The 21,080-nt window shown below is 64.8% G+C and carries 21 protein-coding genes; 7 read left to right on the top strand and 14 right to left on the bottom strand.

Annotated features, from left to right (window positions below; genetic code table 11):
• Positions 1-13: 13 nt before the first annotated feature.
• From Q3C01_RS26890 to Q3C01_RS26875, 4 genes are all read right to left on the bottom strand, one after another.
• A complete protein-coding gene (locus tag Q3C01_RS26890) occupies positions 14-712 on the bottom strand; it encodes an ABC transporter ATP-binding protein (RefSeq protein WP_458148312.1) in 699 nt (232 codons plus the stop codon).
• Entirely contained in the window at positions 709-2,571 is a 1,863-nt protein-coding gene (locus Q3C01_RS26885; RefSeq protein ID WP_458148311.1) for a branched-chain amino acid ABC transporter ATP-binding protein/permease, read from the bottom strand. Before Q3C01_RS26885 ends, Q3C01_RS26890 begins: the two co-directional genes overlap by 4 nt.
• 11 nt (positions 2,572-2,582) lie before the next feature.
• The gene (locus Q3C01_RS26880) at positions 2,583-3,458 is read right to left on the bottom strand and encodes a branched-chain amino acid ABC transporter permease (protein WP_458148310.1); all 876 of its coding nucleotides are present in this window, start codon (positions 3,456-3,458) and stop codon (positions 2,583-2,585) included.
• A gap of 106 nt (positions 3,459-3,564) precedes the next feature.
• Positions 3,565-4,911, bottom strand: a complete 1,347-nt coding sequence (locus Q3C01_RS26875) for a substrate-binding protein (RefSeq protein WP_458148309.1) — start codon at positions 4,909-4,911, stop codon at positions 3,565-3,567.
• A gap of 242 nt (positions 4,912-5,153) precedes the next feature.
• Between Q3C01_RS26875 and Q3C01_RS26870 the strand changes: the two genes are divergently transcribed.
• Complete coding sequence (locus Q3C01_RS26870; RefSeq protein ID WP_458148308.1) at positions 5,154-5,759, top strand: hypothetical protein; 606 nt, start codon at positions 5,154-5,156, stop codon at positions 5,757-5,759.
• 215 nt (positions 5,760-5,974) lie between these two features.
• Positions 5,975-6,427: a MarR family winged helix-turn-helix transcriptional regulator gene (locus tag Q3C01_RS26865; protein WP_458148307.1), complete on the top strand. Its 453-nt coding sequence runs from the start codon at positions 5,975-5,977 to the stop codon at positions 6,425-6,427.
• Between the two features lie 98 nt (positions 6,428-6,525).
• On the opposite strand, the gene prfA is transcribed toward Q3C01_RS26865, so the two are convergent.
• The 3 genes from prfA to Q3C01_RS26850 all read right to left on the bottom strand — a co-directional run bounded on the left by prfA (position 6,526) and on the right by Q3C01_RS26850 (position 11,479).
• The gene (gene prfA, locus Q3C01_RS26860) at positions 6,526-7,611 is read right to left on the bottom strand and encodes a peptide chain release factor 1 (RefSeq protein ID WP_458148306.1); all 1,086 of its coding nucleotides are present in this window, start codon (positions 7,609-7,611) and stop codon (positions 6,526-6,528) included.
• Between the two features lie 57 nt (positions 7,612-7,668).
• Complete coding sequence (gene ptsP, locus Q3C01_RS26855; RefSeq protein ID WP_458148305.1) at positions 7,669-9,936, bottom strand: phosphoenolpyruvate--protein phosphotransferase; 2,268 nt, start codon at positions 9,934-9,936, stop codon at positions 7,669-7,671.
• Between the two features lie 286 nt (positions 9,937-10,222).
• Positions 10,223-11,479, bottom strand: coding sequence for an aspartate kinase (locus Q3C01_RS26850; protein ID WP_458148304.1), 1,257 nt, complete (start codon positions 11,477-11,479; stop codon positions 10,223-10,225).
• A gap of 148 nt (positions 11,480-11,627) precedes the next feature.
• On the opposite strand from Q3C01_RS26850, the gene Q3C01_RS26845 reads away from it, so the two are divergent.
• The 4 genes from Q3C01_RS26845 (at position 11,628) to Q3C01_RS26830 (ending at position 14,442) form a co-directional block, all read left to right on the top strand.
• Complete coding sequence (locus tag Q3C01_RS26845) at positions 11,628-12,095, top strand: PH domain-containing protein (protein WP_458148303.1); 468 nt, start codon at positions 11,628-11,630, stop codon at positions 12,093-12,095.
• Positions 12,096-12,109: 14 nt separating this feature from the next.
• Positions 12,110-12,883, top strand: coding sequence for a bifunctional 2-polyprenyl-6-hydroxyphenol methylase/3-demethylubiquinol 3-O-methyltransferase UbiG (gene ubiG / locus Q3C01_RS26840; protein WP_458148302.1), 774 nt, complete (start codon positions 12,110-12,112; stop codon positions 12,881-12,883).
• A gap of 112 nt (positions 12,884-12,995) precedes the next feature.
• Positions 12,996-13,277, top strand: coding sequence for a GIY-YIG nuclease family protein (locus tag Q3C01_RS26835; protein WP_458148301.1), 282 nt, complete (start codon positions 12,996-12,998; stop codon positions 13,275-13,277).
• Between the two features lie 265 nt (positions 13,278-13,542).
• Positions 13,543-14,442 carry an EamA family transporter gene (locus Q3C01_RS26830; RefSeq protein ID WP_458148300.1) on the top strand — a complete coding sequence of 300 codons (900 nt, stop codon included), beginning with the start codon at positions 13,543-13,545 and terminating at the stop codon, positions 14,440-14,442.
• A gap of 108 nt (positions 14,443-14,550) precedes the next feature.
• On the opposite strand, the gene Q3C01_RS26825 is transcribed toward Q3C01_RS26830, so the two are convergent.
• Genes Q3C01_RS26825 through Q3C01_RS26810 form a run of 4 tightly spaced genes read right to left on the bottom strand, consistent with a single transcriptional unit; the run spans position 14,551 to position 17,034 of the window.
• Positions 14,551-15,030 carry a DUF1178 family protein gene (locus tag Q3C01_RS26825; protein ID WP_458148299.1) on the bottom strand — a complete coding sequence of 160 codons (480 nt, stop codon included), beginning with the start codon at positions 15,028-15,030 and terminating at the stop codon, positions 14,551-14,553.
• Positions 15,027-15,923 carry a carbon-nitrogen hydrolase family protein gene (locus Q3C01_RS26820; protein WP_458148298.1) on the bottom strand — a complete coding sequence of 299 codons (897 nt, stop codon included), beginning with the start codon at positions 15,921-15,923 and terminating at the stop codon, positions 15,027-15,029. The genes Q3C01_RS26825 and Q3C01_RS26820 overlap by 4 nt, the downstream gene beginning before the upstream one ends.
• Complete coding sequence (gene grxC, locus Q3C01_RS26815) at positions 15,920-16,195, bottom strand: glutaredoxin 3 (RefSeq protein ID WP_458148297.1); 276 nt, start codon at positions 16,193-16,195, stop codon at positions 15,920-15,922. The genes Q3C01_RS26820 and grxC overlap by 4 nt, the downstream gene beginning before the upstream one ends.
• A 35-nt stretch (positions 16,196-16,230) precedes the next feature.
• Positions 16,231-17,034 carry a ComF family protein gene (locus Q3C01_RS26810; RefSeq protein ID WP_458148296.1) on the bottom strand — a complete coding sequence of 268 codons (804 nt, stop codon included), beginning with the start codon at positions 17,032-17,034 and terminating at the stop codon, positions 16,231-16,233.
• Positions 17,035-17,098: 64 nt separating this feature from the next.
• Here Q3C01_RS26810 and Q3C01_RS26805 point away from each other — a divergent pair, with 64 nt between their 5' ends.
• Entirely contained in the window at positions 17,099-17,947 is an 849-nt protein-coding gene (locus tag Q3C01_RS26805) for a methyltransferase domain-containing protein (RefSeq protein ID WP_458148295.1), read from the top strand.
• Positions 17,948-18,064: 117 nt separating this feature from the next.
• On the opposite strand, the gene mutT is transcribed toward Q3C01_RS26805, so the two are convergent.
• The 3 genes from mutT to Q3C01_RS26790 all read right to left on the bottom strand — a co-directional run bounded on the left by mutT (position 18,065) and on the right by Q3C01_RS26790 (position 20,756).
• A complete protein-coding gene (mutT, locus tag Q3C01_RS26800) occupies positions 18,065-18,475 on the bottom strand; it encodes an 8-oxo-dGTP diphosphatase MutT (protein ID WP_458148294.1) in 411 nt (136 codons plus the stop codon).
• A gap of 5 nt (positions 18,476-18,480) precedes the next feature.
• Complete coding sequence (argJ, locus tag Q3C01_RS26795; RefSeq protein ID WP_458148293.1) at positions 18,481-19,722, bottom strand: bifunctional glutamate N-acetyltransferase/amino-acid acetyltransferase ArgJ; 1,242 nt, start codon at positions 19,720-19,722, stop codon at positions 18,481-18,483.
• Positions 19,723-19,829: 107 nt separating this feature from the next.
• On the bottom strand, positions 19,830-20,756 hold the full coding sequence (locus Q3C01_RS26790; protein ID WP_458148292.1) for a peptidylprolyl isomerase: 927 nt from the start codon (positions 20,754-20,756) through the stop codon (positions 19,830-19,832).
• Positions 20,757-21,080 lie beyond the last annotated feature (324 nt).

Raw genomic sequence — 21,080 nt, 5'->3', positions numbered from 1 at the left:
CCGGTACGGCGGATCATACGCCGAGCCAGCGTTGCAGGAGTTGCGGCTGCGCCTTCAATTCCTGGGCCGGCCCCTCGTGCACGATGTGGCCGTTGTTGATGATGTAGATGCGCTTGGCGAGTGCCAGCGTTGCCGCAAGATTCTGTTCGACCAGCACGATGGTCTGGCCGGCTGCGGCGAGATCGCCGCATGCTTTGACGAGATCTCGGACGATCACGGGGGCAAGCCCTTCGAACGGCTCGTCCAGCAGGATGATCTTGGGATCGCGCACCAGCGCGCGCGCGATCGCCAGCATCTGCTGTTCGCCGCCCGAGAGCTCGTTGCCGCGATTGCCGCGCCGCTCTTTCAGCCGCGGAAACATCTCGTAGATACGATCGAGCGGCCAGCGATTCTCCGCGGTGAAGCCGGCAATGACGATGTTCTCCTCGACGCTGAGGCTGCCGAAGATACGGCGCTCCTCGTGGACGAGCTGCATGCCGGCCCGAGCAATCCTGTGGCTGCGGCGCCCGGCGATGTCGGTGCCGTCGAAGATCACGGTGCCGCTGCGCGGCGTCACCACGCCCATCAGGCTCTTCAACGTGGTGCTCTTGCCGGCGCCGTTACGGCCGAGCAGGGCGACGACCTCGTGCCGCTCGACGCGCATGGCGACGTCGAACAGGATGTGGGAGTCCCCGTAATAGCTGTTCAGGCCATTGACCTCGATCAGGCTCATGCGGCGATCTCTCCATGCACGCCGCCGAGATAGGCTTCCTGCACGGCAGCGTTGGTCCTGATCTCCTCCGGCGTGCCCTCGAGCAGCACACGGCCCTCCTGGAGCACGGTAACGCGCTCGACCAGCTCGAACAGCGAATCCATGTCGTGGTCGATGATGATCATGGTGCGGTCGCGCGCGATGGCCTTGAGCAGGCGGACGGTCTCGACCCTCTCGCGCGGGCTCATGCCCGCAAGCGGCTCGTCGAGCAGCAACAGGCGAGGCGAGGTTGCGAGCGCGAGCCCGATCTCCAGCCGGCGCTTTTCGCCATAGGCGAGCTCGGCAACCGGCGTGTCGGCCCGCGCGGCCAGATTGACCAGCGCGAGCGTGTGCTCCACCTGCTCGGACAGGCCTTTCACGCTGGAGGGCTTGCGGAACAGGTCGAGGCGGAACTTGCCGCGCAATTTGGCGAGCGCCGCGATCGTCAAGTTCTGCCGCACCGTCAGGCCGGCGAAGAGCTGGTTGACCTGATAGCTCTTGGTGAGCCCAAGCTGGCAGACGTCGGCGATGCGCTGTCCGGTGATGTCGCGGCCTTCGAAGATGATGCGGCCCGAGGTCGGTGCAATCTCGCAGGTCAGCATCTTGAAGAAGGTCGACTTGCCGGCCCCGTTGGGGCCGATGATGCCGCGCAGCTCGCCGTGATTGACGCTGAAGTCGATATCGCTGTTGGCGACGAGGCCGCCATAGCGCTTGGTCAGGCCGGTGGCTTGAAGGATTGGACCCGAATGGCGGCCCGCCGGTGCAGGAACGACAGGCGCTCGTTCCGCTATTTCGGCCTCCGCGGCCTGCGGGTCCACGACTGCCGGCGCTTCCTCGGCCGGAGCGGCGGCGCGCTTGCCCGTGACGAAGCGGTAGAGATCGATGAGGCCGCCGACGATGCCGCCACGCAGAAAGCAGACCAAAGCCACGAAGACGACGCCCAGCACGAGCTTCCAGGCGGCGCCTAATCCCATCGCGGCCTGCAGGAAATCCTGGAGGAACAGCCAGACGGCGGCGCCGACCAGTGGGCCGAACAGCGTGCCGCGGCCGCCGATCGCGGTCTGCATCACGAGCTGCCCGGAGGTGTCGAACGTGAACGCGTCCGGCGGCATGAAGGCTTGCAGCACGCCGAGCAGCCCGCCGGCGAAGCCGGCATAGGCGGCGGCAATCACGAAGGCGGTCAGCTTGTAGCCGTGGATGTTGTGGCCAACCGCGGTGGCACGCAGCGGATTGTCGCGGATCGCGCTGAAGATCGCGCCGACCGGCGAGCGCACGATCCTGAGCGCGATCACGATGCCGATGAAGTAGCAGAGCGCGATGAACTGGTAGAGCGACCAACCGTCGGCGAAGTGCAGCGTGGTGAAGCCGAGATTGAAGCTCGGTGTTGGCACGCCCGGCAGGCCGTTCTCGCCGCCGGTGAAGTCGGCCAGCGGATTGAACTCGACGAAGAAGAACACTTCGGCGATCGCCACCGTGATCATGGCGAAGTAGATGCCGGTGCGGCGCAAGGCGATCAATCCGACGAGGTAGCCGGTCGCTGCCGCGGCGATCATGCCAATGATCAGCGCGCCCAGCACGTTGCCGAAGCCGGCGCGGGTCAGAAGCCAGGCGGCGACGAAGCCTCCGGTGCCGTAGAAGGCGGATTGACCGAATGACAAAAGGCCAGTGAAGCCGAACAGGATGTCGAAGCCGAGGCCGAACAGACCCCAGACCAGGATCCGGTTCACCGTGTTCGGCGCAAAGCCAAGATGAGGCAGCACGACGGGCGCGACGATCAGGCCGGCCGCCGTCAGGATCTCGATCAGATAGGGAAGCTGCCTGGACTTCGCTTGCTTGGACATCAGAGCGTTTCTCATTCGCGCCCCTGCACGCCGAGCAAGCCATGCGGTCGCACCACGAGCACGAGCGTCATCGCAGCAAACAGCATCACATAGGCATAGCCGGGGTTGAACATGGAGGTGACGCTGATGATCTCGCCGGCGATCAGGCCGCCCAGAATGGCGCCCGGGAACGAGCCGACGCCGCCGATCACCACCACCACGAAGGTCTCGACCAGAATGTCGTCGCCAACGCCAGGTGTCAGCGACACCACCGGCGCGTTGATGATGCCGGCAAAGCCGGCGGCCATCGCGCCGATGCCGAACACGACCATGAAGACGCGATAGACATCGATGCCGAGCGAATCCACCATCACGGAATCCTCGATGCCGGCACGCACGATCATGCCGAGCCGGGTCCGGTAGAGCACGAGGAACAGCGCGCCGAGCGCGATCGCGACGATGCCGACCACGGCGAGGCGATAGGTCGGATAGTACATGAAGCCGAGATTGGTGATGCCCTGGAACAGGGGTGGCGGTGGGACGATCTGCGACTGGCTGGAAAAGATCAGCCGCACGATCTCGACGAAGCAGATGCCAAGGCCAAAGGTGACGAGAAGCTGGTCTTCATGCGGACGCCGGTAGAAATGGCGGATGATCACCCGCTCCATCGCGACCCCGAGCAGCATCACGAACAGCGAGCCCGCGATGACGGCGAGGATGAACGAGTGGGTGTACTGAAAGGCGACGAAGCCGGCGTAGCCGCCGATCATGAACATCGCACCATGCGCGAGGTTCAATACGCCGAGAGTGCCGTAGATGATGGTCAGGCCCGAGCTGATCAGTGCGAGCAGCGCGCCGAGCGCGAGCCCGTTGAAGAGCTGGGAGATGAGATTGGGCCAACTGATCATGAATGCGTCTTGATTCCGAGCCGCGCGGACCGACGCGCCGATCCGCAAAAGGCTGACGCCGCAGGCGTGGCAACTGCCTGCGGCGTCACAGGGGTCAACCCAAGGTTCACGAGTATTCGCCGAGATGGCAGCCGAACGCGTCCGGCTTCTGCATCAGGCCCTCACCGGGCACGATCTCGACGACGTCGTAGTAGTCCTCCTTGTTCTTCATGTCCTTTTCCATCTTGCCCTTGACGATGATGACAGGGCGGACGCACTGATGATCTTCCGCGCGGTAGTGGACGTCGCCGACGAAGGAGGGGAGGGTTTCGCCCTTCTCATAGGCCTTGATGACGTCAGGCGGATAGAAGCTGCCGGCTTCCTCGCACATGTGGGCCCAGTGCGCGAAGCTGATATAGGCGTTCTCCGCGCCCCATTCCGGCTTGTAGCCGTACTTCGCCGCGAAGGCGTCGTTGAACATCTTGGCGAGCGGGAACTTGTCCTCGATCGTCCACCAATAGTCGGTCGCGGCGTAGACGCCCTGCATCAGGCCGCCGGTTTCGCGCGCGATGAACGGCACCTGGTAGGGAATCACGAGCTTCATCTTGTCGAGCACGCCGAACTGCTTGGCCTGCTGGGTCGAGAGCACGGCATCGTGTCCCCAGTTGACGTTGATGAGCACGTCGGCGCCGGAGTTCGCGACGTTGAGCAGGTATGAGGAATAGTCGGGAGCGCCCAGCGGCGCGACCTGGTTCGTCGCGGTGGTCCAGCCGGCGCCCGCGAGAAAGTCCTGCATCGACTTGGTCACGGTGTGACCATACGTGTAGTCCGGCGTGAGGTAAGCCGCTTTCTTATTCTTGCCGAAGGCCTTGACCATTACAGGTCCAATTGCCGCGGCGGCCGTCTGGCCGAAGAAGTCCTGACGGAAGCCGTAGCGGACGCAATCCTTGCCGGTGGTATCGTTGGAGCCGGAGATGCCGCAGACGAAGATCACCTTCTCACGCTGCGCGAGCTTGTTCAGTGCGACCGCGACCGCGCTCGACGTGCCGCCGGTGATCATGATTGCCTTGTTCTCGCTGATGAAGCGCTGCTGCGCCTGCACCGCCTCGTTGGGCTTGGCGGCAGAATCGGCGACGCCGAATTTCAGTTCCTTGCCCAGCACGCCCTTGGTCGTCTTGGGCGAGATCTTCTTGATCAGATCATGCCCGCTGTTGATGTGCTCGATCGCGAGCTGATAGCCCTTGAGCTCGTCCTCGCCCTGCACCGCATAGGTGCCGGTGCGCGGCACGGAGATGCCGATGAAGACAGACGAGCCGGAGGCGCCCGCCGGATAGGTGCCCAGCGCGGGCTTGTCGTCGGCGAGGGCGGGCATCGCCGGCAGCAGCGAGCCGCCGATGATGCCGGCACTGCCTTGCAGCAAGCGCCGGCGCGAAAGTCTGGAATTCAAGCCGCGGCTGATGAAGCTGTTCGTCATGATCAAGTTCCTCCCGAGCATGTTTGTTGGGGGGACGTGACCGTTTGCCGCGCTCATCCGGTCTCACCAGCCGAACGCGTCGTGTCACATCCCCGTGTAGCTCTTGCCGCAAGCATTGCTTGTGATGGCTCGCTGTCAATTTCGCCTTTCGTAGGACGACGAAAATTGTCTCGCAAAAACATATCGCATAACGATATATATTAGTCTTTATGAGTATGTGACTTCTGGGTTTGGCAGGCGAGATGACGCGGCAAACGAGAACGGCGAGGGCCAGGAAGCGGCGATCCTGGCCGCGGGAATCGGGCCGGACTGCGGGCGACGGCGAGGGCCAGCGGATGATGCCGCAGGCGCTCGACGCGCTACGCAACCCGGACGCGCGCAATCGGCCGGACGGCCGGCGCAGCACGCCGGCCGGTCAGTCGAACCCTGCGCCCGGTCCGATGAAGACGCTGAGCGTGCGTGCCCAGAACGTGCTCAAGGAGCTTGCAGTCGAGCTGACGGGTGAGCAGCCGCCGAAGGGCAGCTGGTCGCCGTCACGCGAGCTGCTGCTCGCGCTGACCGCCGAGCGTCTTGCGACCGCGCGCAATTGCGGCCCTCACACGACACGCGAGATCATCGCCTGGGCGCAGGGCTGTGGCGTCACGATCAAGCCGACGATCCGGCCCGGCGGATCACTGTCGGAGATGTGGACGCGGCTGATCGCCAACGCCGCCTCCGGCGCTCTCTCCAGCACCGAGATTGCGGGCGCGTTGCAGCGGTCGATCCGGCGAAGAAGCGTGCGTATCCCGATCGCGTTCCAGATCATCCTGGTGAAGATCCTGCTCTCGAACTTCTCCAACTTCGAATAGAGCATGATCCGGAAAAGTGTGGAGCGGTTTTCCGAAAAGATCATGCTCACACAACAACCTAAAGCGCGATGACGGTTCATCCTAATCTCATCGCGCTTAGGCCGGCGGATAGCTGTGCATCCACGGTGTCGCCCGGTTGGTCTGGAGCTGGCCGCTTGCTAGCCTTGACGCCCCGCTCCTGTCGGCGGTGGTGAGATCGAGGCGGACGGCACGGCATGGTCCAACCGAAGAAGACGCCGGCGCGGCGCGAGAGTGCGGCGATGCGCGAGGCCGACTATCAGGCGCTGGCGCAATTCCGCTACCAGCTGCGAACCTTCCTGGCTTTCAGCGAGGCCGCAGCCCAGCGCGCGGGGCTGACGCCCCAGCAGCATCAGGCACTGCTCGCGATCAAGGGCTATGCCGGACCGGACGCTGCAAGCATCGGCGACGTCGCGCGGTTCCTTTTAATCCGGCATCACACCGCGGTCGAGCTGATGGACCGGATGACGAAGCTCAAGCTGGTCAGCCGGGTTGCCGATCCGAAGGATGCCAGGAAGGTCCGTCTCAGGCTGACGGCCGTCGGCGAACAGAAGCTGCGGGCGCTCTCAAAAATCCATCTTGAAGAGCTGCGCGCGGCAAGCCCGGCCCTGAGCAAGATCCTGCGGTCGTTCCGTACGAAGGGGCGTTAGAGCATGATCCGGAAAAAGTGTGGAGCGGTTTTCCGAAAAGATCATGCTCAAACAACAACCTAAAGCGCGATGACGATTCATGCTAATCTCATCGCGCTTTAGGCCGCAGCACCCTGCGCCGCGAGCTGGGCGGCCTGGTGCTCCGTGGTCAGCGCATCGATCAGCTCGCCAAGCGATTCGCCCGCGATCACCTGCGGCAGCTTGTAAAGCGTCAGATTGATGCGGTGGTCGGTGACGCGCCCCTGCGGAAAGTTGTAGGTGCGGATGCGCTCGCTGCGGTCGCCGGAGCCGACCTTCTCCTTGCGGTCGGCCGAGCGCGCCGCCTCGACGCGCTGGCGCTCGGCGTCGTAGATGCGCGAGCGCAGGATGTTCATCGCCGAGGCGCGGTTCTTGTGCTGCGATCGGCTGTCCTGCATCATCACGACGATGCTGGTCGGAATGTGGGTGATGCGGATCGCCGATTCCGTCTTGTTGACGTGCTGGCCGCCGGCGCCGCCCGCGCGCATGGTCTCGATGCGCAGATCCTCGTTCTTGATGTCGACATCGACATCCTCGACCTCGGGCAGCACGGCGACCGTTGCGGCGGAGGTGTGGATGCGGCCTTGCGTCTCGGTGTCGGGCACGCGCTGCACGCGGTGCACGCCGGATTCGAACTTCAGCTTCGAGAATGCGCCGCGGCCCTGCACCTCGGCGATGATTTCCTTGTAGCCGCCGACCGTGCCCTCGCTCGCCGAGATCACCTCGACCTTCCAGCCCTGCAAACCGGCAAAACGCTCATACATCCGGAACAGGTCGCCGGCGAATAGCGAGGCCTCGTCGCCGCCGGTGCCGGCGCGGATTTCCAGCATCACGTTGCGGTCGTCCATGGCGTCCTTGGGCAGCAGTGCCACGCGGATCTTCTGCACGAGATCCTCGATTCTGGACGAGAGCTCGTCGCGCTCGGCCTCGGCCATGCCGCGCATCTCGGCATCGGTCGCGGGATCGGCGATCAGCGCCTCGGTGTCGGCGAGCTCCTTCACCGCAGACCGATAAGTCTTCACCGCGTCGATGAGCGGGCCGATCTCGGCGAGCTCGCGCGTGATCTGCACATAACGCTCCGAGGAGAGCTGGCCGAGCGATTCGGCCTCGAGAGAGGCGTGATGTGCAAGGAGGACGTCCAGTTTGGCTTCGGGGAGTGACGACATCGATCAAGTCTCAGGTGCAAAAAGGGGACGAGTCGGGACGGCTTTCGGACCGGCCCGCTACAACGACAGCCCTTCGGCCTCGGCAAATTGCGTCAGCTTCTGCCGGATCGAGACGGTGCCGGTCGGCGCGTCCAGGAGCGGATCGAGCATCGCGCCGGCCTTCTTGGCATCGAGGTCGAGGACCATCGCCTTCACCGGCCCGAGCGCGGTCGCCGACAGTGACAGCGAGCGGTAACCCATCGCGATCAGCGCCAGCGCGCCGATCGGCTTGGACGCCATCTCGCCGCACAGCGAGACGGATTTCTTCGCGGCATTGGACTTGCGCACGATCTCGCGCAGCACGCGCAGGATCGGTGCCGACATGGTGTCGAACCGCTCCGAGACCTTGGCGTTGCCGCGATCGACCGCGAACAGGAACTGGAACAAATCGTTGGAGCCGACAGAGATGAAGTCGACCTTCTTCAGGAGCTCGTCGAGCTGGTAGAGCAGCGCCGGCACCTCGACCATGGTGCCGATGTCGATGCGCTCCGGCAGCGTATGGCCGTGCTGGCGCAAATAGGTCAGCTCGCGCTCGACCAGCGCCTTCGCCGAATCGAATTCGCCGACCTCCGAGATCATCGGGAACATCACACGGATCGCGCGGCCGCCGCCGGCGCGCAACAGTGCGCGGATCTGGCCGCGCAGCAGGCCGGGGCGGTCCAGGCCAAGCCGGATCGCGCGCCAGCCGAGCGCGGGATTTTCCTCGATCACCGCCTCCATATAGGGCAGCGCCTTGTCGCCGCCGATATCGAGGGTGCGGAAGGTGACCGGCTTGGTGCCGGCGGCATCGAGCACGGTGCGGTAGAGCGCGAGCTGGTCGCTGGTGCGCGGCAGGCTCTGGCCGACCATGAATTGCAGCTCGGTGCGGAACAGGCCGATGCCGGCACTGCCGGTGTCGTCGATATGGGGCAGGTCGATCGCAAGGCCCGCGTTGATCATCAACTCGACCGCCTCGCCGTCCTTGGTGACGCAGGGACGGTCGCGCAGCGCCAGATACTGCGCCTGGCGGCGCGCGCGGAAACGGACGCGCTCCGCATAGGCGGCCTCGATCTCCTGCGAGGGCCGCACATAGATCGAGCCGGAGGTGCCGTCGACGATGATGGCATCACCGGGATCGGCGATACCCGGCGCGTTCGGCACCTCGCCGACCGCGGGGATGCCGAGCGCGCGCGCCACGATCGAGACATGCGAGTTGGCGGTGCCTTCCTCCAGCACGATGCCGCGCAGCCGCTTGCGGTCGTAGTCGAGCAGCGCCGCCGGGCCCATTGCGCGGGCGATGACGATGGCGTTGTCGGGCAGTTGCTCGCGGGACGGCGCGTGGTCCTGGCCGACGAGCTGCCGCATCAGGCGGTAGCCGAGGTCTTCGAGATCGTGCAGGCGGTCGCGCAAATAGGGATCGGTGGAGCGCAGCATGCGCGCGCGGGTGTCGGACTGCACGCGCTCGACCGCGGCTTCCGCGGTGAGGCCGGTCGCGACCGCCTCGTGCAGCTTGTGCGACCAGCCCTGGTCGTTTGCGAACATGCGGTAGGCTTCGAGCACGTCGCGGTGCTCGCCGCCCTCGGCGACGTCGCCGCGCTCCAGCATGCGGTCGAGGTCGGAGCGCAGCTTGGCGAGAGCGGTGTCGAGCCGCTTGATTTCCCTCGGCAGGTCCTCGGCGATGTAGTCCTTGATGACGACGCGCGGCTCGTGCAGCACGACATGGCCGAGCGCGATGCCTTCCGACAGGATCGCGCCGACCTTTTGCGCGGAATGGCGCGCGGCCGGCTCGAGGCCGGGCTGGGCCAGCGCGGACAATTCGCCCGAGGCGATCAGCTCCGCCAGCACCATCGCGGTGGTCTGCAGTGCCTCCAGCTCCTCCTCGACATAATTGCGCTTGGCGCGGTTCTGCACCACCAGCACGCCGAGCGTATTGCCGGCGCGCAGGATCGGCACGCCGAGGAAGGAGTGGTAGATCTCTTCGCCGGTCTCGGGACGGAACGAAAAGGCGGGATGGCTCTGGGCGTCGCTGAGGTTGAGCGGGGTCGCCTCGCTGGCGACGAGGCCGACCAGGCCCTCATGGGCGCTCAGCACCGTATGGTGCACGGCCTCGCGGTTGAGGCCTTCGGTGGCGTAGAGCTCGAGGGTGTTGTCGACGCGCAGCACATAGACCGAGCACACTTCGGCCACCATGTTGGCGGCGATCAGCACCACGATCTTGTCCAGCCGCTCCTGGGCCGAGACCTGCTCCGCCATGGTTTCGCGGAGCCGTCTCAACAAGACGCGGGGACCTCCCGATGCACTCCGCATGTGCCGTCAATCTCCTTCATCTGCCTGGCCCGGCGGGGTAGCCGGCGGCTGGCCCAAAACTCCAGAAAAACAACAAATTTGCTCGTCCGGCGCCGGCACGAGCCCAAATCCTCCGGGATCTGGCGCTTGTGCCGAATCGGCACCGCCTGAACTGGGGCACAGTCTGCGGCAGCCCACCCTGTTCGCCGTATAGCGAATTGAGGCTTGTTTTGCCAAGCAAAACGCCTGCCAAACGCGAAGGTGTGTACACCTTCGCGTTTGCTGCGGCCGCTAACAGAAAATTCGTCTAAACCTGATCGAGACCGTAGAGCGTGTGCAGGGTCCGCACCGCAAGCTCGGTATAGGCGGTGTCGATCAAAACCGAGAATTTGATCTCGGAGGTTGTGATGGCGCGGATGTTGATATTCCGCGCCGCGAGGGCCGAGAACGCCTGGGCAGCGACGCCGGCATGGCTGCGCATGCCGCTGCCGATCACGGAAATTTTGGCGACGTCGGTGGCGCTGTCGAGCCGCGCATAGCCGATCTTGGCCTTGGCAGCGGTGATCGTATCCCTGGCGCGGGCGTAGTCGGTCGCCGGCACCGTGAAGGTCAGGTCGGTGGTCTTGCCGTCCTCGGAGACGTTCTGCACGATCATGTCGACGTTGATGTTGGCGTCCGCGAGCGGCCCGAAGATCGAGGCGGCGACACCCGGCTTGTCCTCGATCTGGCGCACCGAGATCTGGGCCTCGTCCTTGGAGAAGGCGATGCCGGTGACGACGTGGTTTTCCATGATCTCCTCCTCGCTGCAGATCAGCGTGCCGGGCGGCTGGTTGGCATGCGGGTCGATGTCCTCGGGCTTGTCGAAGCTCGAGCGGACGAAGATCGGCATGTTGTGGACCATGCCGAGTTCCACCGAGCGGACCTGGAGCACCTTGGCGCCCTGGGAGGCCAGTTCCAGCATGTCCTCGAACGCGATCTTGTCGAGCCGGCGCGCCTTCGGCACGATCCGCGGGTCGGTGGTGTAGACGCCATCGACATCCGTGTAGATGTCGCAGCGATCCGCCTTGACGGCGGCGGCAATCGCAACCGCCGAGGTGTCGGAGCCGCCGCGGCCGAGCGTGGTGATTCGCCCGGTCTCGGGATTGATGCCCTGGAAGCCGGCGATGACCGCGACCTCTTTGCGCTCCTTGAAGCGGTTGATGATCTCGGTGCCGTCGATGTCCTCGATGCGGGCCGAGGCATGGGCGTCGCTGGTCTTGATCGGGATCTGCCAGCCCTGCCAGGAGCGGGCCTGGATGCCCAGGCTCTGCAGCACGATGGCCAGCAAGCCCGACGTCACCTGCTCGCCGGAGGCGACGACGGCGTCGTATTCGCGCGCATCGTGCATCGGAGAAGCTTCGGTGCACCAGGCGACCAGTTCGTTGGTCTTGCCGGACATCGCCGAGACCACCACGGCAACCTCATGCCCGGCGTCGACCTCGCGCTTCACATGTCGTGCGACGTTGCGGATACGTTCGATATTGGCGACGGACGTGCCGCCGAATTTCATCACGAGGCGGCTCATGACGACGCGTGCATTCCCTCTTGAGGATCAGTATGGTGGCCCGCGCTGGGCGGGGTAGCTACCGACCGCGCGTATACAGAGCGGCGGGGCCGGGGGCAAGCCGGTTCCTGATGGACCCGTTGGGGCGGGGAATGGGTTGATCGAGGTTATGGCGCGTTATATCGACGAGATCCTGCAGCCCGGCGAGAAGGTGCTGTATTCGACCAATGCGCACTGGATCTTCTATTTCCCGGCGATTCTGGCCTGGATCGTGGCCCTGGTCCTGCTTCTGATGTCCCGGCAGACGGCCACGGAGGCTCTCGTGTTGCTCTGCCTCACGGCCTCCGGCCTGGTGGCGCTGGTCGCTCTCTATTGGATGCTGAAGGGCTGGTTCCACCGCTTCACGACCGAAACCGACGTGACCAATTTCAGGGTTGTGCATAAGGCCGGGTTCATCACCCGGAAGACCTTTGAAATGAGCCTCGACAAGGTTGAAAGTGTGGATGTCGACCAGAGCATTCTGGGCCGCATCTTCAACTACGGCGATGTGACGATCCGCGGCGTGGGCGAGGGGATCGAGAAGATCGAGACCATCGCGTCCCCACTCGCCTTCCGCAATTCCATCACCGTGCGGTAGGACGGCGCGTTGTCATGAGCATGCAGCAGAATAGTTCCACCGCCACAATGAGCAGCCAGGCCTCGACCGTCGACGCCGGCGAGGTCGCGAAGTTCTCGAAACTTTCCGCCGAGTGGTGGGACCCCAACGGCAAGATGGCCCCGCTGCACAAGATCAATCCGCTGCGGCTCGGCTACATCCGCGACGCCGCCTGCCGCAAGTTCGAGCGCAATGTGCGCAGCCTCAACTGCCTCGGAAGCCTGCGCGTGCTCGACATCGGTTGCGGCGCGGGCCTGCTCTGCGAGCCGCTGTCGCGGCTCGGGGCGCAGGTCATCGGCATCGATCCCTCGGCAAGCAACATCGCGGCCGCAAAGCTGCATGCCGACAAGGGCCACCTGTCGATCGACTACCGCTGCACAACGGTCGAGGAGGTCGATCCGCGCGAGCGCTTCGACATCGTGCTGGCGATGGAGGTGGTGGAGCACGTCACCGACGTCGGCGTCTTCTTAAGCCGCTGCGCCGCGATGCTGAAGCCGAACGGGCTGATGGTGGTCTCGACGCTGAACCGCAACTGGAAGAGCTTTGCGCTCGCCATCGTCGGCGCAGAATACGTGCTGCGCTGGCTGCCGCGCGGCACCCATGAGTGGAACAAGTTCGTCACCCCCGACGAACTCGCCAAATATCTGCTCGACAACCGCCTCGTCATCACCGAGCAAACCGGTGTCGTCTACTCGCCCTTCGCCGACAAATGGAGCCTCTCCCCCGACATGGACGTGAACTACATGGTCGTGGCGGAAGGGATGGTGTGAGGCTGGCTGTGAATAGGACACGAGCATCCGCCCCACGGTCGACGTCGTCCCTGCGAACGCAGGGACCCATAACCACAGGCCCAAGTCGTTAGCCGAGACAGGCGTTCCGAGCATGTATTACGTCTACATCCTCGCGAGCCGCCATCACGGAACACTTAATATCGGGGTCACCAACTCGCTTCGGAAACGCTTGCAAGAGCACCGGAGCGGCAAGGGTTCGGAATTCGTTAAACGCTACGGAGTGCATCGGCTTGTCTACACCGAGGCCTTTGAGCAGGCGGAAGTCGCGATTGCCCGCGAAAAGCAGCTGAAGCGCTGGAAGCGCGACTGGAAGATCGACCTGATCGAGCGCGAAAACCCGGAATGGCGTGACCTCAGCGACTTACTGGTTTGAGGCAGCGGTCGGGACCACCTAGCCCCAACTGTCGTCCCTGTGAACGCAGGAACCCATCCTGCGGAATCTATCGGTGGCGAACGGTGTTGGATGCGCGGGTTGGCAGCCTTCGCATAGCTACTCCCTGGGGTATGGGTCCCTGCGTTTCGCAGGGACGACAGGGAGTTTGTGGCGCGGGCATCGCTCCCATGACGTCGCCGCGGTTGACCGCGCAGGCCTCAGCTTGCAGGTTGGCCGCAATCGATTCCTGTTCTAGCTCCCGCCCATGCTCACCGTTACCAGCCTCTGGATTCCCTTCACCGTCATCGCTGCGCTCGGGCAGGTGGCTCGCAATGCGATGCAGCGGTCGCTGACGAAGCCGCTGGGCACCTGGGGCGCGACCAACATTCGCTTCCTGTTCGGCTTCCCGTTCTCGGTGCTGTTCCTCGCCGTGGTGCTGGTCGCCTCCGGCGATCATCTCAGCATGCCGCCGTCGGTGTTCTGGCCGTGGCTGCTGCTCGGTGCGCTCAGCCAGATCGTCGCCACCGGACTGATGCTGCTCGCCATGAACGATCGCTCCTTCGTGGTGACGACGGCTTACCTGAAGACCGAAGCGATCCAGACCGCGATCTTCGGCTTCGTCTTTCTCGGCGATCACCTGACCTGGCTCAAGGTGCTGGCGATCGTGATCGCGACCGTTGGTGTCGTCACCACCGCGCTGCGTCCCGGTGGCGAGAAAAGCTTCGCCGAATTGAAGCCGACCATCACCGGCCTCGTCGCCGCCGCAGCGTTCGCACTGTCAGCCGTCGGCTTCCGCGGCGCGATCATCACGGTGCCCGGGGTCACCTTCGTGACGGCGTCCTCGTTCACGCTGGTGCTGGGCTTGTTCGTGCAGACGCTGATCCTGACGATCTACCTGCTGTGGCGCGCGCCAAAGGTCTTGCACGCGATCCTTGGCCTCTGGAAACCGTCGCTGCTCGCCGGCTTCATGGGCGCGTTCGCCTCGCAATTCTGGTTCCTGTCGTTCGCGCTGACTGCCGCGGCCAATGTCCGCACGCTCGCACTGATCGAGGTGCTGTTCGCGCAAGCCGTGGCGTATTACTCGTTCAAGCAGCCGGTCTCGCCGCGCGAGATTTTCGGCATCGTGCTCATCGTGATCGGCGTCGCGGTGCTGGTCGGCGCCTAACCCAAGCTGTCATTCCGGGGCGATGCGCAGCATCGAACCCGGAATCCAGAAGTTGCGGCGCGAGATTCCGGGTTCACGCTGCGCGTGCCCCGGAATGACACCGAGGCGTCAGTTCCTGTCTTCCGGCAGCGTCGGCAGCGGCGACACCTCGATGCCTTCGTCGATCAGCGCCTTGGCCTCGTCCGGCGAAGCCTCGCCATAGATCGGGCGGTGCTCCTTGTCGCCATAGTGCATGGCGCGGGCTTCATTCGGAAAGCGCTCGCCGACATTGTCGGCATGCTTCACGATGTGATCGCGGAGCTCCTTCAGCTTGGTGCGCAGCTCGCGCTCCTGCGCCAGCATCAGCGACGTCGGCGTCTGCTGTGCGACCTCGGTCGTCGGCGCGGGCGTGGTCGGCTCGGGCGCGGCGCGTTCGCGGCCCTTCTTGCCGACGATGCGCGGCGCCATGATCGCCTTGTCGACCTTGGCCGAACCGCAGATCGGGCAGGTCACGAGCTTGCGCTTGACCTGCTGGTCGTAAGCTGACGAGCTCTGGAACCAGCTTTCGAACTCGTGGTCCCGCTCGCAGCGGAGCGCATAGCGTATCATGCCGATCCCCGCACCAGGTGCAGATGGTCAGGGCCTGCCTTCGGATCGGCGACGCCGAAGCGGCGGCCATGTTGCAGCGAGGGAATCGCCCTGCGCGCGGTCTCGACCTTGCCCGGATCGATCTTGGCCATGATGACGCCCGGCTCGACATCGCCCTCGGCGAGGATCTCGCCCCAGGGATCGATGATCAGCGAGTGACCATAGGTCTCGCGCTTGTTCTCGTGCAGCCCGGCCTGCGCCGCGGCAAACACGAAGCACCCGGTCTCGATTGCGCGCGAGCGCAGCAGCACATGCCAATGCGCTTCGCCGGTCTTGCGGGTGAAGGCCGAGGGCACGGTGATGAACGACGCGCCAGCCTCTGCCAGCGCGCGATAGAGCGCGGGGAAGCGCACGTCGTAGCAGATCGTGAGCCCGACGCGGCCCCAGGGCAGGTCGGAGATCACAGCCGTCTCACCCGGCTGGTAGTTGGCGGATTCGCGATAGCTCTCGCCGTCCGGCAGCTCGATGTCGAACATGTGGATCTTGTCGTAGCTCGCCAGCACATTGCCGTCGGGCCCGATCAGGAAGGAGCGGTTGACCGCCTTTTCCGGCGAATGGCGCAGCGCCAGCGAGCCGATATGCAGATGGATATTCAATTCGGCCGCGAGTGCGCGATAGGCTTTCAGCGACTTGTCGTCCTCTTCGCTGGCGAGGTGATCGAACAGCGCCTTGCGGTTCAGCTGCATCATGTTGCTGACTTCGGGCGTCTGCACGTAATTCGCGCCGTTCGCCGCCGCCTTTCGAATCAGCTTGTTCGCCTGCTCGAAACTCGGTTCAGGCAGAAGACCGGTGCGCATCTGCACCATGGCGGCGGTGAAGGTACGATCCTGCGCTTGAGCTTGATTCTGGCTCATGAGACCGCCTTGACGCTTTCGAGCAGTGCATCGAGCTTGCCTTCGCGATCGAGCGAATAGAGCTCGTCGCAGCCACCAACATGCGTCTCGCCGATCCAGATCTGCGGGAATGTCGAGCCCTCGCCGGCGCGGTCATACATCTCCTGGCGCCACGACGGGTTCTTGGCGATGTCGAACTCGGTGAAGGCGGCTTTCTTGCGGGTCAACAGCGACCTGGCGGCGGAACAATAGCCGCAGCCTGGCCGGGTGTAGATCTCGACAGCAGCAGTCATGTCGGGTGGCGCTCTCGTTTCATGAATTGATTGAATTATATGGGACGGGACCCGGTCTCCACAACCCGGGCAAAGACCAGTGCGTCGACCTGCGTCGCCTTGGCGCGGAGCAAGGCCCGGGCGCAGGCATCCAGTGTCGCACCGGAGGTCAGGACGTCATCTATGAGGACAATGCGCCGGCCCTGTACCTCGGCTTGGTGGTCGGCAGATACCTGGAATGCGCCCTGCACGTTGGTAGTGCGCTGGGCGCGCGACAGCCCGATCTGCTGCTCGGTGGCGCGGACCCGGCGCAAGACGTCGCCTTTCACCTTGACTCCGCTCTGGCGCTCGATCACGCGCGCCAGAGCGCCCGACTGGTTGTAGCGGCGGCGCCAGGCCCGCCGCCAATGCAGGGGCACTGGCACCAGCATGTCGGCCTCGCTGAGCAACTCGCGCCCTGCGCGCGCCATCCAGCGGCCCATGGCCGGCGCAAGATCGGTGCGGTCCTGGTACTTCAGCGAATGCACCAGCGTGCGTGCGACGTCGTCATAGCGCACCGCGGCGCGCGCCCGATGGTAGGCGGGCGGGCTGGCAATGGCCTCCATCGACAGCATCTCGGGGCCGGGATCATAGACGAAGGGAATGCCAAGTCGCGGGCAGTAGGGCGGGGCGATGAACGACAGCTTTGCCCAACAGGCCGCACACACGCCCTCGCCATCGACCGGTTCGCGGCAAGACACGCACAGGGTCGGCAGCGCGATGTCGAGTGCGAGCCTTGCCACGCGTGACAGCATGCGCTGGCCGACCGAGAGCGCCCCACGCCAATGGGCGGAGATGGAACGGGACGGGACGGTTTCCATGAACGAAGGCTAGCGCCGCTCACAACGGATTGCCAGACCCGTCGAGATCGGCGTAACCAGCAGCATGGCGCAAACCCCGCAAATCCCGCCCGCCCTGTTCGATCGTGCGCTGCTGCATGTGCGGCAGTCCCGTGCGCGCGTGCGGGGGCCTGTCAGCTTCCTGCTCGATCGCGTCGACGAGGACATGGCCGATCGGCTTGCCGCAGTGATGCGCGAATTTGGCGCCGTTGCCGATCTCTGGACCCCCGGCGACGGCCTGTCGGCGCTGCGCACGCGCTTTGGCAACGTGCAACGGATCGAGCTCGATGCTGCGGGCGAGGAGAAGCTGCCGCTGGCGCCGGAAAGCCTCGATCTCGTGGCGTCTGCGCTGGCGCTGCAATTCGTCAACGATTTGCCGGGTGTGCTCGCGCAGATCCGTCGCGCGCTGAGGCCCGACGGCCTGCTGCTCGCCGCGATGATCGGCGGCGACAGTCTCACCGAGCTCAGGCAGGCCTTTGCCGCGGCCGAAGCCGAATGCGAGGGCGGGGTATCGCCGCGCGTCGCGCCGTTCGCTGACCTGCGCGACATCGGTGCGCTGTTGCAGCGGGCTGGCTTTGCGCTGCCGGTCACCGACGTCGACCGCATCGTCGTGCGTTACGCGAATGCCTTCGCGCTGATGCAGGATTTGCGGCGCATGGGCGCAGCCAACGTGCTGATCGAGCGGCGGCGCACGCCGACGCGGCGCGCGACGATGCTGCGGATGGCCGAGGTCTATGCCGAGCGCTTTGCGGATTCCGACGGCCGTATCCGCGCGACGTTCGACATCATCTGGCTCTCCGGCTGGGCGCCGCATGCCAGCCAGCAGCAGCCGCTCAAGCCCGGCTCGGCCAAGGCGAGTCTTGCGGAGGCGGTGAAGAAGGCGGGGAAGACGTAAGCCACACACCGTCATTCCGGGGCGGTCCGCAGGACCGAACCCGGAATCCGGAAGTTGTGGCGCGAGATTCCGGGTTCGCGCTTGCGCGCGCCCCGGAATGACGATGCAAGAGCATCGTCACATCAGCAGATCGATCAAATGCGGGATCAGCGGGATGTCCGCCGGCGGCATCGGATAGTCGCGCAGCTTGTTGGCGCGGACCCAGGCGAGGGTCTGGCCTTCGCGTGCCGCCACCGTCCCTTCCCAGCGGCGGCAGATGTAGAGCGGCATCAACAAATGGAACGTCTCGTAGGCGTGGCTTGCGAAGGTGAGCGGTGCCAGGCACGGCTCGCTGACGGTGATGCCGAGCTCCTCGTGCAGCTCGCGAATGAGGCTCTGCTCCGGCCGCTCGCCCGGCTCGAGCTTGCCGCCGGGAAACTCCCAGAGGCCGGCAAGTGCCTTGCCCGCGGGGCGCTGCGCGATCAGGACGCGCTTGTCGGCGTCGATGAGCGCGCAGGCCACCACCAATGTCAGCTTGAGTTCGGCCATGACGCCTATGAGCGATAATCGCCGTTGATCGCGACATATTCCTTGGTGAGGTCGCAGGTCAGCACGCGGTCGCGGCCCTTGCCGAGGCCGAGCGAGACCTTGATCGCGATCTCCGGTGCCTTCATCGCCTCCGACACCTGCGCTTCATCATAGGACGGATCGCGCGCGCCGCTCTTGGCGACGCGGATGCCGTTGAAGGAGATCGACAGCTTGTCGCGATCGGCGGGCTCGCCGGCCTTGCCCACCGCCATGACTACGCGGCCCCAATTGGCGTCCTCGCCGGCGATCGCGGTCTTCACCAGCGGCGAGTTCGCAATCGACATCGCGATCTTGCGCGCCGACGCCTTGGTCTTGGCGCCTTCCACGGTGATCTCGACCAGCTTGCGCGCGCCTTCGCCGTCGCGGGCGACCTGCTCGGCGAGATTGGCGAGCACCTCGTTGAACGCCTTGACGAAGGCCTTCAGGCGCGGGTCGCTGGCGCGGCTGATCTTTGGTGCGCCGTGCTCGGCTGCCGCTCCGGTCGCGAAGGCCAGCAGCGTGTCCGAAGTCGAGGTATCGCCGTCGATCGTCACCGCGTTGAACGTGTCCTCGACGCCGCTCTTGAGCAGCGCCTGCAGCGCGGCTGGTGCGATCGGCGCGTCGGTGAAAATGAACGACAGCATCGTCGCCATGTCAGGCGCGATCATGCCGGCTCCCTTGGCCATGCCGTTGATGGTGACCTTGGCCTTGCCGAGCTTCACAGTTCTGGTTGCGACCTTCGGGAAGGTGTCGGTGGTCATGATCGCCTTCGCCGCTGCGAGATAATCGCCGCACTCGGCGGTCTCCGCGAGACGGCCCAGCACGCCGTCGAACTTGGTCGCATCCAGGGGCTCGCCGATCACGCCGGTCGATGCGAGAAAAATCTCGCCCTCGCTGCAGCCGACGGCCTTGGCCGCGATCTTCGCGGTCAGCGCGGTCGATGCCCGGCCGGTCTTGCCGGTAAAGGCATTGGCATTGCCGGAATTGACGACCAGCGCGCGCGCCTTGCCGCCCTTCAGCTTGGCGCGGCACCATTCCACCGGTGCAGAGGGGCATTTCGACCTGGTGAAGACGCCGGCGACCGCGGTACCCTTGTCCAGAAGGGCGAGCAGCACGTCGGTGCGGTTCTTGTAGCGGATGCCGGCCTCGGCCGTTGCCAACCTGACGCCCGCGATGACGGGCATGTCGGGAACATGTTTCGGGGCAAGCGGGGAGACGGAGGAGGACATCGCGGGGCGCCTTTTGGGAATCAAATCCAGATAAGCAGATGCCCGGCACGAGGCCGGGCATCACGATGCTTAGATACTATTGGCGTCAGCGAAGTGACAGCGAATTCTTACTTCTTCGCGGGGGGCGCCATCTTGTTATCGGCGGCCGGCTTGTCAGCCGGCTTCGCCGCGTCGGCCGGCTTGGCCGCGTCGGCAGCCGGCTGGTCGAGCCTCTCGACCTTGGCCTCCGCGCGCAGCTTGGCGACATAGTCGGCCTGCGCCTTGCGGGTGACGTAGTTCTCGATCTGGCCCTTGACCTGGTCGAAATCCGGCGCCTTGCGGCTGCGCTTTTCCTCGACCTTGATGATGTGCCAGCCGAACTGCGACTTCACGGGGTCGGAGATCTTGCCCGGCTCGAGCGCGAACGCGACGGCCGAGAATTCCGGCACCATCTGCTCCTTGGTGAAGAAGCCGAGGTCGCCGCCGTCGGCGGAGCCCGGATCCTTGGACTTCTTCTTGGCGAGCTCGGCGAAATCGGCACCCTTGTCGAGCTCGGCCTTCACGGCCTTGGCCTCGTCCTCGGTCTCGACCAGGATGTGGCGGGCGCGCACTTCCTGCTCGCCGGTGATCTGCTTGGAGGCCTCCTCATAGACCTTCTTCATGGCGTCAGGGGTGGTCGCCGTCTTGCCTTCCTGAGCGAGCAGGCTGTCCATCAGGAGCCGGTTGCGCGCGAACGCCAGGCGCTTCTTGAACTCGTCGCCGTCGGCGATCTTCTTGTCCTCGGCGGCCTTGGCGACGATCTTCATGTCGATCAGGAAGGCCAGCACGTTCTCGTCCTTGGTCGCCGGGTCCATCTGCGCGAGCGAGGGCCCCAATTCCTCCTCGGCGAGCGCGACGTCGCTCTTCTTGATCTCCGCGCCATTGACCTTGGCAAGGACCGGGTCGTCGGCGGCCCGGCCGGGACCTGCGATCAGCGCCAGTGCAAGGCAGCCCGCAAGGGCGGTGGCAAGGCCGAAGCGCAGGCCGGTTTTCGTTACCGGGAACGAGGTGGTCATGGAAAATCCTTATCCTGAAGGGGGTATTTGGGCGGGGCGGACACTCGCCCAATCGGGGTGCCTTGGCAACGCGAAAAACCTGTCAAAATGATGAATTAGCGGAAAGCCGGTCGCCGTTGACAAGGCTCAGGGTGGGCCATATCTCTGGCCGGTCGCGTCCATGGCGATAGCGTTTATTTTGCTGCGTTTTTGGCCGTTGAACCCAGATTTGCTCAATTCCCACCTATATGGCGGATGACCCCGGAACGGGGTCTTGGCCGCGAGGCGTCACGGTGAGTTGATAGGCAAGTTGGTGACAACCTCTTGGCTGCAACGCGGTAATCG

Source organism: Bradyrhizobium sp. UFLA05-109 (assembly GCF_054185165.1).
This window is presented reverse-complemented; position numbering and strand designations above follow the sequence as displayed.

What these genes read in the sequence shown, in the direction of transcription:
- Q3C01_RS26890 (WP_458148312.1), bottom strand. Translation starts at nt 712, where the DNA reads ATGAGCCTGATCGAGGTCAATGGCCTGAACAGCTATTACGGGGACTCC.
- Q3C01_RS26885 (WP_458148311.1), bottom strand. Translation starts at nt 2,571, where the DNA reads ATGTCCAAGCAAGCGAAGTCCAGGCAGCTTCCCTATCTGATCGAGATC.
- Q3C01_RS26880 (WP_458148310.1), bottom strand. Translation starts at nt 3,458, where the DNA reads ATGATCAGTTGGCCCAATCTCATCTCCCAGCTCTTCAACGGGCTCGCG.
- Q3C01_RS26875 (WP_458148309.1), bottom strand. Translation starts at nt 4,911, where the DNA reads ATGACGAACAGCTTCATCAGCCGCGGCTTGAATTCCAGACTTTCGCGC.
- Q3C01_RS26870 (WP_458148308.1), top strand. Translation starts at nt 5,154, where the DNA reads ATGACGCGGCAAACGAGAACGGCGAGGGCCAGGAAGCGGCGATCCTGG.
- Q3C01_RS26865 (WP_458148307.1), top strand. Translation starts at nt 5,975, where the DNA reads ATGGTCCAACCGAAGAAGACGCCGGCGCGGCGCGAGAGTGCGGCGATG.
- prfA (WP_458148306.1), bottom strand. Translation starts at nt 7,611, where the DNA reads ATGTCGTCACTCCCCGAAGCCAAACTGGACGTCCTCCTTGCACATCAC.
- ptsP (WP_458148305.1), bottom strand. Translation starts at nt 9,936, where the DNA reads ATGCGGAGTGCATCGGGAGGTCCCCGCGTCTTGTTGAGACGGCTCCGC.
- Q3C01_RS26850 (WP_458148304.1), bottom strand. Translation starts at nt 11,479, where the DNA reads ATGAGCCGCCTCGTGATGAAATTCGGCGGCACGTCCGTCGCCAATATC.
- Q3C01_RS26845 (WP_458148303.1), top strand. Translation starts at nt 11,628, where the DNA reads ATGGCGCGTTATATCGACGAGATCCTGCAGCCCGGCGAGAAGGTGCTG.
- ubiG (WP_458148302.1), top strand. Translation starts at nt 12,110, where the DNA reads ATGAGCATGCAGCAGAATAGTTCCACCGCCACAATGAGCAGCCAGGCC.
- Q3C01_RS26835 (WP_458148301.1), top strand. Translation starts at nt 12,996, where the DNA reads ATGTATTACGTCTACATCCTCGCGAGCCGCCATCACGGAACACTTAAT.
- Q3C01_RS26830 (WP_458148300.1), top strand. Translation starts at nt 13,543, where the DNA reads ATGCTCACCGTTACCAGCCTCTGGATTCCCTTCACCGTCATCGCTGCG.
- Q3C01_RS26825 (WP_458148299.1), bottom strand. Translation starts at nt 15,030, where the DNA reads ATGATACGCTATGCGCTCCGCTGCGAGCGGGACCACGAGTTCGAAAGC.
- Q3C01_RS26820 (WP_458148298.1), bottom strand. Translation starts at nt 15,923, where the DNA reads ATGAGCCAGAATCAAGCTCAAGCGCAGGATCGTACCTTCACCGCCGCC.
- grxC (WP_458148297.1), bottom strand. Translation starts at nt 16,195, where the DNA reads ATGACTGCTGCTGTCGAGATCTACACCCGGCCAGGCTGCGGCTATTGT.
- Q3C01_RS26810 (WP_458148296.1), bottom strand. Translation starts at nt 17,034, where the DNA reads ATGGAAACCGTCCCGTCCCGTTCCATCTCCGCCCATTGGCGTGGGGCG.
- Q3C01_RS26805 (WP_458148295.1), top strand. Translation starts at nt 17,099, where the DNA reads ATGGCGCAAACCCCGCAAATCCCGCCCGCCCTGTTCGATCGTGCGCTG.
- mutT (WP_458148294.1), bottom strand. Translation starts at nt 18,475, where the DNA reads ATGGCCGAACTCAAGCTGACATTGGTGGTGGCCTGCGCGCTCATCGAC.
- argJ (WP_458148293.1), bottom strand. Translation starts at nt 19,722, where the DNA reads ATGTCCTCCTCCGTCTCCCCGCTTGCCCCGAAACATGTTCCCGACATG.
- Q3C01_RS26790 (WP_458148292.1), bottom strand. Translation starts at nt 20,756, where the DNA reads ATGACCACCTCGTTCCCGGTAACGAAAACCGGCCTGCGCTTCGGCCTT.